The 16,728-nt window shown below is 50.6% G+C and carries 13 protein-coding genes; 7 read left to right on the forward strand and 6 right to left on the reverse strand.

The features are described from left to right. Nucleotides 1-719: 719 nt before the first annotated feature. The 4 genes from Q0P86_RS01125 to Q0P86_RS01140 all read left to right on the forward strand — a co-directional run bounded on the left by Q0P86_RS01125 (nucleotide 720) and on the right by Q0P86_RS01140 (nucleotide 6,453). Complete coding sequence (locus Q0P86_RS01125; RefSeq protein ID WP_295036815.1) at nucleotides 720-1,799, forward strand: AAA family ATPase; 1,080 nt, start codon at nucleotides 720-722, stop codon at nucleotides 1,797-1,799. Between the two features lie 6 nt (nucleotides 1,800-1,805). Beyond that, nucleotides 1,806-3,230 (forward strand): LlaJI family restriction endonuclease, encoded by a 1,425-nt coding sequence (locus tag Q0P86_RS01130; RefSeq protein WP_295036817.1) that lies wholly within the window; start codon nucleotides 1,806-1,808, stop codon nucleotides 3,228-3,230. A gap of 222 nt (nucleotides 3,231-3,452) precedes the next feature. Next, on the forward strand, nucleotides 3,453-3,647 hold the full coding sequence (locus Q0P86_RS01135; protein WP_290995438.1) for a hypothetical protein: 195 nt from the start codon (nucleotides 3,453-3,455) through the stop codon (nucleotides 3,645-3,647). 163 nt (nucleotides 3,648-3,810) lie between these two features. Continuing rightward, entirely contained in the window at nucleotides 3,811-6,453 is a 2,643-nt protein-coding gene (locus Q0P86_RS01140) for a carbohydrate-binding protein (protein WP_295036820.1), read from the forward strand. Between the two features lie 110 nt (nucleotides 6,454-6,563). Here the strand turns inward: Q0P86_RS01140 and metH are convergent, their stop codons facing one another. Continuing rightward, entirely contained in the window at nucleotides 6,564-10,238 is a 3,675-nt protein-coding gene (gene metH / locus Q0P86_RS01145) for a methionine synthase (RefSeq protein ID WP_295036822.1), read from the reverse strand. A gap of 23 nt (nucleotides 10,239-10,261) precedes the next feature. On the opposite strand from metH, the gene Q0P86_RS01150 reads away from it, so the two are divergent. Next, nucleotides 10,262-10,561 carry a hypothetical protein gene (locus tag Q0P86_RS01150; protein WP_295036824.1) on the forward strand — a complete coding sequence of 100 codons (300 nt, stop codon included), beginning with the start codon at nucleotides 10,262-10,264 and terminating at the stop codon, nucleotides 10,559-10,561. A 174-nt stretch (nucleotides 10,562-10,735) separates the two neighbouring features. Here the strand turns inward: Q0P86_RS01150 and Q0P86_RS01155 are convergent, their stop codons facing one another. From Q0P86_RS01155 to Q0P86_RS01175, 5 genes are all read right to left on the reverse strand, one after another. Then, entirely contained in the window at nucleotides 10,736-11,587 is an 852-nt protein-coding gene (locus Q0P86_RS01155; RefSeq protein ID WP_294112791.1) for a metal ABC transporter permease, read from the reverse strand. Between the two features lie 94 nt (nucleotides 11,588-11,681). Continuing rightward, nucleotides 11,682-12,326 (reverse strand): ABC transporter ATP-binding protein, encoded by a 645-nt coding sequence (locus Q0P86_RS01160; protein ID WP_295036827.1) that lies wholly within the window; start codon nucleotides 12,324-12,326, stop codon nucleotides 11,682-11,684. Between the two features lie 7 nt (nucleotides 12,327-12,333). Further along, nucleotides 12,334-13,371 carry a metal ABC transporter substrate-binding protein gene (locus Q0P86_RS01165; RefSeq protein ID WP_295036830.1) on the reverse strand — a complete coding sequence of 346 codons (1,038 nt, stop codon included), beginning with the start codon at nucleotides 13,369-13,371 and terminating at the stop codon, nucleotides 12,334-12,336. A gap of 79 nt (nucleotides 13,372-13,450) precedes the next feature. Beyond that, nucleotides 13,451-13,717 carry a hypothetical protein gene (locus Q0P86_RS01170; RefSeq protein WP_295036832.1) on the reverse strand — a complete coding sequence of 89 codons (267 nt, stop codon included), beginning with the start codon at nucleotides 13,715-13,717 and terminating at the stop codon, nucleotides 13,451-13,453. Continuing rightward, a complete protein-coding gene (locus tag Q0P86_RS01175; RefSeq protein WP_290995424.1) occupies nucleotides 13,710-14,102 on the reverse strand; it encodes a Fur family transcriptional regulator in 393 nt (130 codons plus the stop codon). Before Q0P86_RS01175 ends, Q0P86_RS01170 begins: the two co-directional genes overlap by 8 nt. Before the next feature lie 358 nt (nucleotides 14,103-14,460). Between Q0P86_RS01175 and Q0P86_RS01180 the strand changes: the two genes are divergently transcribed. Together Q0P86_RS01180 and Q0P86_RS01185 are read left to right on the forward strand one after the other, a co-directional pair. Next, nucleotides 14,461-15,324, forward strand: a complete 864-nt coding sequence (locus Q0P86_RS01180; RefSeq protein ID WP_294112785.1) for a DUF4423 domain-containing protein — start codon at nucleotides 14,461-14,463, stop codon at nucleotides 15,322-15,324. Beyond that, complete coding sequence (locus Q0P86_RS01185) at nucleotides 15,321-16,652, forward strand: hypothetical protein (RefSeq protein ID WP_294112783.1); 1,332 nt, start codon at nucleotides 15,321-15,323, stop codon at nucleotides 16,650-16,652. The genes Q0P86_RS01180 and Q0P86_RS01185 overlap by 4 nt, the downstream gene beginning before the upstream one ends. Nucleotides 16,653-16,728: the final 76 nt, after the last annotated feature.

Below are 16,728 nucleotides of genomic sequence, written 5' to 3' on the forward strand. Positions count from 1 at the left end.
GCAAATGTTAGTTTATTTGTAAATAGTCGTTTTGGGGTAATTTTTAGAGGTTGCCAAAAATAAATCAGCCTGTAATTCTTTTATACGCAATAGCCGACATAGCCGCTCGAAGAAGTGAATTACATCACTTAGAGGATATTTGCAATACAATTTTTGGTGAACAAACAGGAAATTTGGCCAATGTAAAGAACATGTTGTGCGATTTTTCAAACATAATACATATCAGAACAGATTTTAACGTATCTGCGAATAATCAAAATATTCCTGATTATCATGTTTACAACGATCGAAATGACAAACAAGCTTTTTTTGATTTTTTTAATAGGTAGCAAAATATGCATTTATATATAAAGAAAATCGAAAATAATGATTGTAGTTCTAACGGAATCATGCTAACACATGACATAGTTAGATTCTTTTTCAATCCAGAGAAAACTTTTTTCGAGAATCTCGGAACGAGTAAGTCATACCCCTTTGCACACTTTAAGAATGCAAGCGAAATTAAAGATATAAATGTAAAAAAAACTGATGGTTTCTTTTACATTGATTCTGCTATTGTACAGTTATTAAAAGAAAATCACGAAGATATTGCAATCGAGGATCTTCTGTATGTAGAACAGGTTGAAACAACATATAGAATAAAGCTGATAAAAGTTGGTGATCAAAACTATGAAACATTCAACATTTTGTTGAATAAAAATGATAGGCATCTTTTGTTGTTGTCAGGTGAAAAAGAATCTGATGAAGAAAATAACCTAGAAACGTCAAAAAAGGTAAAAGTTCCTGTTCAACCACTTGACCCGCCCAAACAAATCATCTACTACGGCGTTCCGGGGTGCGGCAAGAGCAATAAAATTAGGGAGAAACTGAAGAACGTTCCTGAGAAGAACAAGGTTCGTGTCGTGTTCCATCCGGAATACACCAATGCCGAATTCATCGGTCAGATTTTACCGAAAGTCAACGGTCACGTCACCTACGAATTTACTCCCGGGCCGTTTACGCAAATTATCAAGCGGGCGTATCTCAACCCTAATGAACAATTTTATCTGGTTATCGAAGAAATCAACCGCGGTAATGCGGCTGCCATTTTCGGTGACACCTTCCAGTTGTTAGACAGGCTCAAGACAGGCGAAACAGACTCTCTCGGCAACGACCCTGCAAATGCGGCGGCAAATACGTTTACAGAAGGCTGGAGCCAGTATTTTGTCCAGAACGATGATGTCAACGCCTATATTCGGGGAACTGAAAATAGCATTCAAATTGGGAATATTCGCTTTGATTCGAATACAGCTATCCGCTTGCCGCCTAACCTTTCCATCTTGGCGACGATGAACACCAGCGACCAAAATGTGTTCACGTTGGATAACGCTTTCCAGCGCCGTTTCGATATGGAGCTGGTTCGCAACGAATTTGACCTCACTAAGCCCGCTGTCAAAACTCAATACGAAGCGGAAATTGACGACACCGGTATCCAGTGGGGAAAGTTCTGGGGATGGATCAACGCTAAAATTACAGCCACCCTCAAAGGTCTTTCTAGTACCGAAGACAAGCGGCTTGGAGTCTGGTTCGTAAGCAACGTGGGCGGCATTATCGACGACAAGGTCTTTGCCGAAAAGGTCCTGAAGTTCCTGTGGGATGACGTTTTCAAGTTCAAGCGTCCGCAGATTTTTGCAGATGGTATCGACACGTTGGAAAAGCTGATTAACTTCTTTGAAAAACCGTCTGAAGGGAAAGAACGCTTTGACGTTTTCAAGGACAAGGCGAATCTTGTCGCATTTGTAGCATCGCCAACGCTGTAATCCTTGATGCAAAAGCTAAACGAAATATGTTCCTGCGAATCCAAGGCGAATTCGGAGACCGAGTTCGTCGGCATTCGTTGCGAAAAATCAAAGGAAGGTGGCGCGCTGGAAACAAGCATCATCTTTCCTTTGGGATATTTCAAGGATGACACGGCTTTGCGCGAACTCCCCGAAGAAGAATTACGGGAATGCGTCGTCAATCTTTTTACGGTACTTTCTGACCCTTTGCTGCAGGAACAGATTCATCAGGATTCGTCCATTTCCACATTTGCGGAAGAACATGGCGAATCTGAATTTCCGATGGTTTCGTACTTGAATGTTATTCGGAATTTTCTTGATTTCGGCTACCTTGACGAAAAGGAAATTCTGTACAAAAAGGGCGCGAACGGGAAAATCCATTGGGGACGGACAATCAAGGCCGTGCAACCTGTCATTACCGAAGATGCACAGAATCTCGTGTACCTAGACTTTATCGCCCGTAAAGTCAGTTATAACGAAGATACGCTCATTACGCAGGTCCACAAGTTCTGCGTTCACGACGCTCTTGTGAAACTCGGATTTTTGTTTGGCGTAGATCCGTCCGAAGAACCGCTGTTGGATTTTGATTATGACCTGTTCTGTAACGCAATTCATTCTAAACTCGCGAAAACGTTTAACGACCGCGATTTGCGCTTGCTCGCCGACTTGGCCCGAATTGTGGAGTATCTTGCCGGGCATAAAACCGAAGACGGAAAAACGGCAGACGATTTTTATTTTGGCGTAAACACCTTCGCCCCCGTGTGGGAAGCGATGGTGGATAAAATTTTCGGGAAGTTGCCGCAGGGAGTTGCCAAGGATAAATTTAATCCGCATTGTGAATGGGATCTGAGTTCTGGAGCCCGCGGATACGAAAATCCCAATTATGCAATGCGTCCCGATACGATTATGTGGGATGAGGAAGGCAATCGTCTTTATGTTCTGGATGCCAAGTATTATAAGTTTGGCGTGACTGGTTCTGCATCAGATTTACCATCATCTGGTTCAATCTGCAAGCAAATTGCTTATGCGGAGTATGTGGAAACACATTGGAAAGAAATTTTAGGCGTGGATTCTATCGCAACGCCTTCGGCTTCGCTCCAGAATGACACTCTGCCCAAGCCTATTTACAACGCGTTCCTACTGCCGTATTGTTTTGATGGCGAGAACTTGAATCTACCGCCGGACGACGGCTTTGAAACGCGTCCTTGCAAGATGCGCTTTATAGGCTTTTGCCATGGGAACTGGAAAAATCTTGATGCAAGGCCGGGCGAGGTCGATTACCGTCCTTACCACCGAATCGCGGGAATCTTGCTGGATGTAAGGTCGGTGATGGAGAACTATGGTGCGTTGGGTGAGGCTCAAAAGACGTTGGCGACGTGTATTTTGAGGGAAAACTCAAATCTTTCTGAGTGAAATAGACGATTTCCCCTATTGACAAGCCCATTATTATTTGAATCAGGATTTGGAAAAAGGCCAATATGTCAGCTACCCATTTTTGCCTATACCTGCAGATAGCTGTGAAACAATTGTTGTAGAAAGAATGCGCCACTACATGAAGAAAATGTGGCAATGGCGTGATTTATGTAGCCGATGATTACGCCTATAAATGACAAAAATCTTGCTATCTTTACTGCCATGAACGAAGAGAAGAAGGTTCCTGAAATTTCTGCTGAAAGTGCGGCTGCCGAAAAGGCGGAGAAGGCTCGAATGGATCGCGTCAAAAGAATGCGTGGTTGGCTTGGAGTTAAAAGCTCCGTGGAAACACATAACCTTGGCGGCGGCGGTGATGTCCTTATTGATGTGGACGCTCCTAATGGTTGGAACCGCTAGCGGTATTCGCAAGTAATACTAGACTAAACCTCTTGAAGAATTCATCCCATTGACAACTTGTCCATGGAATGTTTTTTTATGCCGTTTATTTTTGCGGTGCCGAAAAATATCTTTAGGTTGGTTGAAGAGCGAATTTTGTTTGGGTCGCTTGTAGTGAGGATATATGGCTTTGAAGTTTTTTTTCAATAAGGCTGTTTTTTGTGCCGCTGCTTTTGGCTTGGCCGGCTTGGCACAGGCGGCAACTCAGGCAACTTTTTATGTGGCTCCCGATGGGAGTGATGCTGCAAAAGGCACTAAGGATGCACCTTTCAAGACCATTGGTGCTGCCCAGAAGGCAGTGCGCGCCATTAATGGTTCCATGACAGGCGACATCGAGGTGATTCTTTGTGAAGGCACCTATCAAGTAACCAATACCATCAATTTTGACGAACGGGATGGCGGTAAGAATGGCTATTATGTTCGCTACAAGGCTGCGGAAGGCGAACATCCGCTGATTACCGGCGGCATGCCTATTACAGGCTGGACTCTTCATGACGAAGCCAATAACATCTGGAAGGCTGAAAATGTGGAAGGTCGTTTCCGCCAGCTTTATGTGAATAACCAGAAGGCTGTTCGTGCCTGCTTCCCCAATGTAATTGCCGCAAATGATAAGGGCGTTGGCGGTTTTGACCACGATTTTGTTCGTTTGACTAAGGTGGACTCCACCGGTCGCGCTTTCGATGTGTCTGCGGACTACATCAAGAATATCAAGAACATCGAGAATGTTGAAATCCACTTGATGATTGCCTGGTCCGAGAACATTTTGCGTCTGGAAAAAGCCGAAGTAAACGGCGGTACCGCAAAACTGATTCCCAAGGATCCTGAACGTACCAAGCTGTTCCATCGAGCTTACCCTATGCTGGGCACGGCCTTCATGAGCAATCCGCCCAAGCAGCAGGCCTTCTATCTGGAAAATTCCTACGACCTTCTTGATGCGGAAGGGGAATGGTTCCTGGACGAAAAGGAACATGTGCTTTATTACAAGGCTCGCAAGGGCGAAAATATGCAGACCGCCAATGTGGTGGCTCCCCGCATCAACACGCTGTTCAATGTTCTTGGCAAGGATACCAAAAATAAAGTTGGTTATATGGCTTTCGAAGGTCTGACCTTTGCCCATTCCAATTATACCCGCCCCAGCGAAGAAGGTTTCTTGGATTTGCAGGCAGCCAACTTTAACGTGGATGTCTTGCCGGACCCTAGCCGCGGAAACTGGGAAAAGCTGAACAGTAACAAGTATGTATTGTGGCGCCCCGATGCCGCTTTCCGTGTGGAAAATGCCCATCACTTTTTGGTGCAGGGTTGCGTCTTCTCCCAGATTGCGGCTACCGGCCTTGATTTTGTTTCTGGAACTAACGACGACTTGATTCAGGGCAATGCCTTCTTTGAAGTGGGTGCTGCTGGCATTATGCTGGGGAAGTTCGCTCCCGACTCCCTCAGCGAAATTCATGAAGGATACAACCCCTCTGACAAGGAAGAAATCAGCACTCGCGATACCATCAAGAACAACCTGATTACTAACGTCACCAACGAGCACCAGGGTGCCGTGGGTATTGGCGCTGGTTACCCCCGCTATGTGGTGATTGAACATAACGAAGTGTCTTACACATACTACTCTGGAATTTCTGTTGGCTTTGGCTGGACCAAGAAAGAAACCGCCATGACCAACAATCACATCAACTGGAACAATATCCATCATATTGCCCGCTTGCTGTGTGACTCCGGTCCGATTTACACCCTTTCCAATCAGGGTACCGGTAGCGAAATTCAGCATAACTATATCCACGACAATGGAACCTCAAAGTGGGCTGACTATTGGAATGTGCCCATCTATCTGGATGAAGGTTCCAGCGGCTTCACCGTGAAGGAAAACGTATTCAAGAATTCTCCTGCAGGCGTGGGAACGAATCAGGCTGGACAAAATACTCTTCAGCAGACCAACGATTACTACAACGCCGATGTGGTAAACAATGCTGGCATCGAGAAGGATTTCCAGTACATTCGTAGTATCAAGGAAATTCCTGTGGCAGATTTCTCCAATATTGTCCCTCAGGCTCCTTTCGGTGGGGCCGCTGCCACGATCCCGGGTAGAATTGAATTTGAAAATTACGATGAAGGTGGCCAGAGCATTTCCTACAAGGATAAGGATGCTGTAAACGAAGGTAAAGTTTATCGCGAAGACGGTGTAGACGTTGTAGGTTTGGATTGCGCCGATTCTGCTGCAACTGCAGACTGCAAGGGCTATGCTGTGGGTTATACCGATGCTGGCGAATGGATGGAATATACCGTCGAAGTGGCTGAAACTGCCCAGTTCCTGTTCCGTGCCAATGTGGCAAGCGGCTTAGATGTTGCTGGCTTCCAGTTGTTCCTGGATGGCAAGGCGGTAAGCGATACCATCTCTATTCCCAAGGGCGAAGACTGGAATACCTACGGTACCATCGAAGGTAAGACTGAAACGTTGATCAAGGGCGAACATGTTCTCCGTGTGGTGGTGACTGGCGCTTACGGCAATTTGGACTGGATTCAGTTTGCACTTACCGAAGCAGGATTGGATGAACCTGACGGAATCCGTGGAGGTTATAGCTTGAATTTGGATGTTTCCAATGTGGGAACTTACAAGATATACAACTCCCAGGGTCGCTTGATGGACCATTTGAACGCAACATCTTCTCGCGAGGCCCGCGACATGGTTCGCAGTCGCGTTATGGACGCTGGCATTTATATGGTGAAGACTCCCAACGGCTCCTCCTTTAGAATGAACGTGAAGTGAGGTCCCGAGTTCGCTAAAAACCCGGTAATGAAAAATCCCGAAGATTTCAAATCTCGGGATTTTTCTATATGCTACGGTTTGTAGTATAGATAAAAAAATGCGTATTTTTCTTACGCCTTCACGTGGAAGTAGTCCACATCGGGGTGGCTGATGTAGAGGCCGCTCACGGAGGCTTGCGGGTACATGGCGCCGTTCTCGGTGAGCGATATTCCGACACTGTCGAAGTCGATGAGTTTCGCGACGTTGAAGATTTCCTTGATGTTTGGGAGCACGGGGTAGCCGACGGCCGGGCGGATGCCCTTCCAGCCGTTGGTGCGGGCGAGCTCCTGGCTCAGGTATTCGGCGCCTGCTTCGGCGAGGCGGTCGGCGACAGTCTGCATCAAAAGAACGTCGTAGTCGCTGCCGCCCTGTTCTGCCTTGAGCTTTTCGAGGCGCTTCACGAAGGCTTCGCTTACGGTGACGGCGAAGGCACCCACGATGTCGCGGAAAACATCTTTACCGGCGGGGGCGGCGAAGATGCTTGCGGTATTCGCGTTTGCGGGTGCAACGTAGTCGCAGAGGGCAAGGCAGGTGCCTTCCGGGTTCTGCTGGCGTGCCGTGGCGACTTCGACAAGGTCGGAGTCGGTGCCGGTACGGCCCGTGTTGAAGATGACTGAACTTGCCGTACCGGCGGCAGGGTAGAACGCCTGCACGGCACGCAGCGCATACTCGGGCATTGTGAGACTCTTGATGAGTTCTTCGGCGTCGGCCTTGAGCTTCTTTGCTTCTTCCTGGTCGGCTTTGACCTTCCAGGTGAAGAAGAAGTATTCCCAGCTGATGAGCGGGATGACTTTTTCGAGAGAAATCGGCGGAAGCTTGCTTTCGCCCATGAACGGCGGTTCCACGGGCTGGTACTTGCTCCAGTCGCAACTGTAACGGCGTTCTTCGGGAGTCTTTTCGGCAGCGGCCATGGCATTCGCGGCTTCTGTCTGGATGCCGTTTTGCTTGTCGCGGATACGCTGCTGTTCGACCCGGTTTTCGCGAATGGTCTGTTCGCTAGTCGCCGGATCCAAAAGTTTCTGGGCGAGGCCCGGGTTGCTTGCGGCATCGCGTACGTGGAATACGGGACCGTCGTAGCATGGTGCGATTTTCACGGCAGTATGCGTGGGCGAGGTCGTTGCGCCACCGACGATAATTGGAATGCGCTGGCCTGCGTCCTGCATGGCCTTTGCCACGGTGCACATTTCTTCGAGTGAGGGTGTAATCAGTCCGGAGAGGCTCAAGATGTCGGCCTTGTTTTCGATGACCGCCTTCACGATGACGTCTTCGGGAACCATCACGCCGAGGTCCACCATCTCGTAGCCGTTACAGGCCATAATCACGGAGACAATATTCTTGCCGATATCGTGCACGTCGCCCTTCACGGTTGCAATCACGATTTTGCCGCGGCTCGATGCGTTGGCGTCTTTGCCCGCCTCGATGTAGGGCTGCAAGATTTCTACCGCCTTCTTCATGGTGCGTGCGGTCTTTACCACTTGCGGCAAGAACATCTTGCCTTCGCCAAAGCGGCGACCCACTTCGTTCATGCCGTCCATGAGCGGGCCAGAGATGATTCCCACCGGGCTATCGCCACGGTTGATGAGTTCCATCAGGTCGGGCTGAAGTGTGGTGGAGGTTCCCTTGAGAAGCGCTTCTTGCAGGCGTTCTTCGGGGGTCGTGGGCTTGGCTTCGGCGGCGCTTTCACCTGCGTCCGCGGAACTTGTACCCGCGCCTGTGCTCATGGCGAAAATTGCTTTCGGATCGTACTTGGTGCCCGCTTCCTTGGCTGCAGCGGCGGCAGCGGTCATGCGGCTTGCAATTTCAATAAGCGCTTCGCTCGCGTCCGGTTCCGTGTTGTAGATGACTTCGGTAATGGCCATGCGGAGTTCCTGCGGAATCGTCTTGTATTCGATAATCGCGCTGGGGTTCATGATGGCCATGCCCATGCCGTTTGGGATCGCGTAATGCAAGAAGGTGGTGTGCATCGCTTCGCGCAGGTAGTTGTTACCGCGGAAAGCGAAGGAAAGGTTCGAAAGCCCTCCCGAAATGCGTACGCCAGGAAGGTTGTCCATAATCCAGCGGACGGCGCGGATAAAGTCGATGGCGTAGGCATTGTGTTCGGCCATGCCTGTAGCGACCGTCAAGATGTTCGGGTCGTAAATAATGTCTGAAGGATCGAAGCCGAGCTTCTTCACCATGATGTCGTAAGCGCGGGCGGCGATTTGCACGCGGCGCTCGTAGTTGGTGGCCTGGCCTTCTTCGTCAAAGAGCATCACGATGACGGCGGCACCCAGGCGCTTGATGGTGAGCGCGTGATCAATAAATGCCTGTTCGCCCATCTTGAGGGAGATGGAGTTCACGATGCATTTGCCCTGTGCACACTTGAGGCCCGCTTCAATCACTTCGAAACGGGAAGAGTCCACCATGATGGGCACGCGGCTGATGGCCGGGTCTGATGCGAGTAGATTCAGGAATGTCTGCATTTCGGCGGTGGCGTCCAGCAGGCCGTCGTCCATGTTTACGTCAATTACGTCGGCGCCGTCTTCGACCTGCTTGCGGGCAATGTCTAAAGCTTCTTCGTAATTTTTTTCGTTGATGAGCCGCAGGAACTTCTTGGAGCCAGCCACGTTGCAGCGTTCGCCCACCTTCACAAAATCTTCGGCGTTGCAACTGTTGGCACCGTCGCTGGGGCGCACCTGTTCCTTGAACAGCGGCTCCAGACCCGCGAGGCGTAAGAGCGGGCTCGTGGCGTACTTGGGTGCGGGCTTGCGGCGTTCGTAATCGGCTGGCAGGGCGTCCAGCATCTTGCGCATGGCGGCGATGTGTTCCGGCGTGGTACCGCAGCAACCGCCAATCATGTTCACCAGCTTGTCGTCCAGGTAAACATGCATCTTGTTGACCATGTCTTCGGGGGTGTCGTCGTAACCGCCGAACTGGTTCGGGAGCCCCGCATTCGGGTGACAGCTAATGTAGCAGGGCGCAACCTTGCCCATGCGGCGCAGGTAAGGCACCATACCGTCGGCACCGAGCCCGCAGTTGAGGCCGATGGAGAGCGGGTGCATGTGCATCATGCTTATGACGAACGCTTCCACCGTCTGGCCCGAAAGCGTACGGCCCGAGGCGTCGCTCACCGTCATGGAGAACATGACTTCAACCGGCTTGAGGTCCGCGGCTAAGGTCCCTGAGCTTGCCGAAGGGCCGGCGTCGACAGCGCGTTTTTCCATCACCTTGGTAAATGCACTTGCGGCAGCCTTCGCATTCAGTGTATCAAAAATCGTTTCAATCAGAATCGCATCGACGCCTTCTTCCACCAGCGCCTGGATCTGTTCCAAGTAGGCGTCTTCCAGTTCGTCGAAAGTAATGCTACGGCTCGCGGGGTCGTTCACGTCTTCGCTCATGGAGAGCATCTTGCTCGTGGGGCCAACGTCGCCCAGGATGTACACCTGGCGGCCGTACTTTTCCATGGCCTCCGCCGCGGCCTGCTTCGCAATCTTCACGGCAGCGCGGTTCATTTCGGCGATGCGGTGTTCCTGGTGGTATTCGTGCTGGCTTACGCGTTGGCTCGAGAACGTATTCGTCGTCAAGCAGTCCACGCCCGCATCCACGTAGCGGCGCTGGATATCGAGAATGATTTCCGGCTTCTCGATGGAGAGCATGTCGTTGTTCGCGCCCTTGATCCCGTAAGTCTGGATGACAGAACCCATGCCGCCATCGAGCAGCATCATCTTGCTTTCAAAAGCTTCGCGTAGAGTCATTTTCTTTTCCATGGCACGAACCACCATACTTATATTTGTTATGCATTTATTTAATTTTATGCATAAATATAGAAAAGTTTTTATTTAGTCTGCATATCAGCATTGCGAATAATAGGGAATCCGCCACCGCCTTCGTCTTTTTCATAATCGAAATCGCCTTCGACAATAATGGCATCGCCTTCGGCCGGGTATTGTTCTGGGTACTTGCGGGGTTTCGCAAGTTCAAAGGCGAGTCCTTGCGAACAGCAGGCGAGTGCATCGGCAATGACGCCGCCGTAAAAGCGGCGGTCGATTTGATCGTCGTAGAAGCTCGAAAATACCGCCGCCCATCTTGATGTATTTTCCCTGGAACTTGGCGGGTTCTGTCACCATGCGGTGGACTAGGGCGAACACGACGGTGCTGCTCATTTTAGTCAAGTCAAAATGAAGGGCCTTGACTTGGCCTGGTTTTTGCGCGAAACTCGGTAATGCGAGCGCGAATAAAACGAGGAATAAGAATATTCTGGATATTAAACTCTTTTATCGCGAATCAGGCTGACAAGGCAAATGATTCCGAACACCACGATGTCCATGGCCACGATGGTCGAACCCACAGGCGTCCCTGCCAAAATGGCAATCAAGATTCCGATAAGCGAGCATAGGACTGAGATAATGCCTGCAGCAACGGTTACCGAGAAAAAGCTCTTGAAAAGACGCATGGCCGAAAGGGCCGGGAATACGACCAAGGCAGACACCAGCAAGGCGCCCACCAGGTTCATGGCGAGAACGATGATGACGGCGATAATCACGGCGACGAGGATGTTGTAAAGCATCACGCGCACGCCTGTCGCCTGAGCGAAATTTTCGTCAAAGGTGATTGCAAAAATTTTATGGTAGAAAATAACGAATACGGTAAGTACAGCAATGGAAAGTGCCACGCAAAGGTAGACTTCTTCTACCTTGAGCGTGAGAATCGATGTAGAGCCGAAAAGCGTGGTGCATACGTCGCCCGAAATATTTGCCGATGTAGAGAAAATATTCATGAGCAAGTAACCGATAGCGAGCGCCCCCACCGATACCATGGCAATGGCGGCATCGCCTTTGACCTTTGCCTTTTTGCCCGAGCACAAAAGCAGTACGGCGACTGCGATGGTGATGGGGAGAATAATCAGCATGTTGTTGGTTACCTTGAGAACGGCTGCAATCGAAAGCGCACCGAAGGCCACATGAGAAAGCCCGTCGCCAATGTAGGAATAGCGCTTGAGCACGAGAGTGACGCCCAGGAGCGACGAACACAGCGATACGAGAACGCCCACGATAATCGCATAGCGAACGAAAGGGAAATCTAGATAGAACGAAAGTTTTTCGATAAGTTCAGGCATGGGTTAGTAGAGAGTAGGCGGTAGACAGTGGTCAGTAGGAAGTGATATGAGTTTTTTTTAAGTCATTCGGGAGCGTAACGACGGAATCCAGTACTTATTTTTCCTTGGTTGAAATGGTATTGAAATCCAGCACGCGGGTGGCATCGTCGAGGGCAGTGTCTACATCGTGAGTGACCATGACGACGGTCATTCCTTTCTGATGCAGCTCTTCGATGATACGGTACATGGTTTCCGTAGATTCTGGATCGAGGCCTGTCACCGGCTCGTCTAGGAGCAGCAAACGTTCGGCGGCGCAGAGGGCCCGGGCCAAAAGAACGCGCTGCCTTTGGCCCCCCGAAAGTTCGCGGAAGCAAGATTTTGCGAGGCTTTCGGTCCGCGTAAGCGCCATGCATTCCATGGCGCGATCGCGGTGGGCCCTATTGTAAAACGGCAAGAGTCCCTTTTTACCTTGGAATGCCGACAGCACGATTTCTTCGACCGAAGCCGGAAAATCTTTCTGCACGTTCGTGATTTGCGGCAAGTAGCCAATCTGGTTTCGCGTAAGGCCGTCGCACAATTCGATACTTCCGCTCTTGGGAGAAAGCAGTCCCGAAATGCCGCGCAAAAGCGTGGTCTTTCCGGAACCGTTGCGGCCCACGATGCACAGGTAGTCACCTGCGTTTATGTCGTAGTCGAAATCGCTTACGATATCTTTGTTCCCGTACCCAAGTGTCAATTGACGGCACTTAATCAAAACCATAGTGAACCTACTTCAAAGCCTTTTTGATCACTTCGAGATTTTCGCGCATGATATCGAGATAGTTTGCGGAATCCATCTGCGAATTCTTGATGGACTGCATCGAATTCAGCGTAAGAACCGGCGTTTCCTTCGACTTCTTGCTGGCGTCAAGAATCGCGCGCGCAATTTTCCCGTTGCTTCCGTCAATCGTGAAAATCGCGGGGAGCGCAAGCGAATCCATCTTGCCGGCCAAGAAAGCTACCGTCTCGAAGCTCGCTTCGCTTTCGGCGGAACAGCCAACAAACGCGGCAAAATACTTAATGCCGTAATCATCCACCAGATAACGAAACGGGAATCGGTCGCCAAACAAAATGGTCTTGAAATGGGCACTGTCTGTTGCTGCGCGGTACTGGGCATCCAGCGCGCTAATCTTTGCGATGTAAAGGGCCGCGTTCATGTGGTATTCCGTAGCGTGTGTTGTATCCGCTTTCGAGAGGGCGTCGGCAAGGTTCATCACCAGCAGTTCTGCATTCTTCAACGAAAGCCAAATATGTTCATCGTTTTCGACTTCTTCGGCATGGGCTTCGTACTCGAGATGTTCGTGTTCTTCGGCGTGTTCATGATGGTGTTCATGTTCCTCTTCGGCTTGCATGCCTTCGACGATTTCTTCGGCCTTGACGCGGTCGCCCAATGCCTCGAGCAAGTTCACCTGCACGCGCTTTTCGTTGGGCGTTGCTTCAAGTGCCTTTTCGATCCATTTGTCCGATTCGCCACCGACGTACACGATCATATCGGCCTTGGCGATTGTCGCGATGTCGGCAGCCGAGGGCTTGTAACTGTGCAAGTCCATGCCGTTCTTGACCAAGAGCGTAAGGTTCAGGGAATCAGCCTGGTTGCCAAGGATTTCTTTGAGCCAGGCGTATTGCGGGTAAATGGTGGCGACAACGGAAATCTTTTTGCCGTTGTTTGCCGCTTGTTCCGAATTCTTCTTTTCGGAATCCGAGTTGCACGCTATAAAGAGTGTAAGTAGCGCAAAAATAGATGCAATGAATGCAATCTTCTTCATTAAAAGTCCTTCGCCGTTTTGGCGTGAAATTGAGTTGATGCTTTATTTTCTGTGACACGAGCCGTGCCGAAGGGGATCATCAATTCAGTAGCAGGACTTTCTGTGAAACAAGAGTTGTCGACGGCGCGACTGCCGCCTTGAAGCAAACTAATTGGAAATAGAAAAACCGTAAAGCAAGTTCAAACGGCGCCACCACCAGTTCCATGCAAACCGAAATCAGTCCCAGGCAACGGTGGATGTGGTGGCACACGTGGCAGTGTTCGCCGTGGCAGTGGTGTTCCAGATGCTTGGCCACGTAGAGCGATGCTAAAAATACCAGCAACTTGTTGAAGAGTGCTTTAACCATGACGCCTCCGCGAACAGCCGGAGCAGCGGCCGAGCAACACGGACTGTTGCTGGTCAAGTTCGAATCCGCTGCGTTGCACCGAAAGCTGTAACACCTTGAGGGCGGGGCCTTCCAGGTGAAAGAACTTGCCGCATTCCTTGCATACGAGGTGCATCTTTTCTTCGCACTGGCCTGGACCCGTGTAGCGGTAGCGCAACTCGTTGTTGTCGTCGGCACCGACAATCTGTACGACGCCGGCCTTTTCCATACGGGACAGGTTCCTGTATATAGTACTCAGTGAAACTTCGGGCAAACTTTTGGCGATTTCGGACGCCTTGAAAATCCGGTCGGGATTCTCGGCCATGTAGTCCGTGATTTTTTGCCTTGTTTGCGTCTTGTATTCCATTTTTCCTCGTTTTTCGCAAATTTTCGCCGTTAGGAGGGCGCGCGATGCGTCTTGCACGGGATGAATTTGCGAATCGTTCGCAAAATATAGTAAAATTTCGCAAAATTTGCTACTCATTTGCAAATTGTGAGTTTTTTTCTGCGAAATGGGGCTGCGTACAGGCCAAACGGGTTGCTCCCACCCCACACCTCTCACCCCTCGCCCTTCACACCCCACCTCACCCCTCACTTCACATCGCGCCTCTGTGACTTGCGTCACAATCCGCTTGGATAAAACATCCATGCGAAAATCACACTAGGTATATGTTTCTTTACCTGCAAAGTCTATTTTATTTATGTAAATATACGGGTAAAAAATTATGGTTACGTTTTCTGACATATCGGATTACCGCGACTTCTTGAAGGAGTACTACGACCGCAGGAAGGCTGAGATGCCTTTCTACTCGTATCGTATGATGGGGGACAAGCTGGGATTGGATTCCAGCTACCTTTACCGTGTGCTGCAGAAGAAGCAGCACCTCCCGGCTCATGCGCTCCCCGCCGCGAAAGAAATCCTGCATCTGTCCGGTCGCGAGGCCGAATACTTTGACTTGCTGTTCTCTGCCGCTGCAACCAAGGACAAGAACAAGCGCGAGGAGCTGATGGCGAAGGCCCTCGATTTGAGGGACGTGGACCGCCACAGTCTGCAGGCAGCCGAACTCAAACTGCTCGAAAACTGGTGGATTCCCGCCGTGCGCGCCTACCTGGAACTGAACGGTGGCGTGGTGAATGTCAAGCAGATTTCGCGCGATATCTGTCCCCCGATTACCGAGGAACAGGCAAAAGAAGCAATTGACACCTTGCTCGAAGTGGGCCTGGTGAAGAAAATGGCGTCGGGTAAACTGGCACTGACTGATGCTCACTTGACTGTGGGTGGCCCCGAAAAGAAACAGGCCGTGCGTCATTTCCAGAAAGAAGTGCTTTCTTTGGCTAGTAATGCGCTTGACAATATTCCTGTGGACGAAAGAAATATTTCTACACTTACATTGTCCGTTGATCAGACTTGCTTCGATGACTTGGGAGAAATGCTTAGGGAATTTAGGCGTCTGGTCCAGAAGAGAGTGGATGGTGCCAAGAATTCCGACCGGGTGATGCAGCTTTCGATGGCGTTCTATCCGATAGCGCGAAAGGGCGGTGTCCGTACCGTTGATGCTGTGGAGGGTGACAAAAGGGAGTCTAAATGAAGAAGTGGGTGTGGCATATAGGTTTGACTACTGCGGTGGGTGCGCTCATTGCGGCGTGTACGGCCGGCAAGGATACGGCTGGTTCTTCGCTTGAAACGGAGAACTCGGTCGCGGTCGTGCTTACGGTGCAGAAGGGCGATGGGACGCCTGCTGCCCGTACTAGGGTTTTTGTGCGTCCTTCCGATTTCTTGGCGGGCGCGAATAGCCTTACTTTGAGTGATGAATCCGATAATCTTGAATCTCCGGTGGTCGAAACTGATTCCGCGGCAGGCATTCTGAACGCCGAAACCGACGACCAGGGCCGGTTGAACCTCCCGAGACTGAAACCGGGTAGCTATACGATTGAGGCGCGCGAAAATACCCTCAAGGATTTCAAGCGTGTCGAGGTGACCGACAGTTCTTTGGATTCTGTTTCCCTCAAGGTGGCGGCGACGGGCTCGATGTCCGGTCAGGTGTTTCTGCCCGAAGATGTCCGCTCTGTAACCGTGGGTATCCAGGGATTTGATTACTTTGTTCAAACTGACTCGCTGGGCAACTTTGTCTTTGAAAACTTGCCGGCGGGTAATTTCAGCGTGGTGGGCTTTGTCTATAGCACCTACGAGGTTGCCGGTCTTGACGGAACGGTTTCGTCTTACGACAGCTTCTTGCCGGTGGGCGCCCGCACGGTTCACGTGTCTTCCGAAAAGACTTCCGAGAACGTGAAGATTGGTGTCGCGGCCGATACGGTTTCGAAGGACACGGTTCCGAAGGATTCCGTGGTCGAGGATACGGTCGATGTTTATCCGGTGGTGTTGTTCGAAGACTTCGAGGACAGTACCTACGGCTGGTACACGACTGTTTCTCAGTACGCTAGCGCCAAGCTTGGCACTGATTCGGCCGGGCTCGATCGCGAAGGGCTGGCGGCGCACTTTGTATATACCAATGACTCCAACTACAACTGGGTATTGATGGGCAAGACGCTCCGTGGAGTGACAGACCTTTCGGAACTTGATTCCGTTGTGTTCTGGGCTCGCGGCAGCGAGGCGCGTGAAGATTCGGCACAGTGGATTAGCTTCTCGTTCGACGTGCAGATGGACAGTGTCGATTTGGAAAAGAACGGCTACGAAAACGGCAAGGCGTGGGTGCACATGACACTCGATACCGCCTGGACCCGCTATGTGGTGACTCCGGAAGATGTTGCCGATACGGTGAGAATCGGAGGCAACATCGGTTGGGAAAAAGTCAAGGATCACGTGACCAACCTGAACATCTTTGGCGGTGGCGTTGGTGGCCCGTTTGAAATCTGGGTCGATGACATCACCATCTACGGTGTCAAGGACGTCGATTAGTTAAATCCTGAATTTTGAAGGCGAGCCCCGTGCAGAACGGGGCTTTTTCTGTATCCTATGGACAATATGTCAATGG

It is taken from the genome of uncultured Fibrobacter sp. (assembly GCF_946062555.1).
Lineage (GTDB): Bacteria > Fibrobacterota > Fibrobacteria > Fibrobacterales > Fibrobacteraceae > Fibrobacter.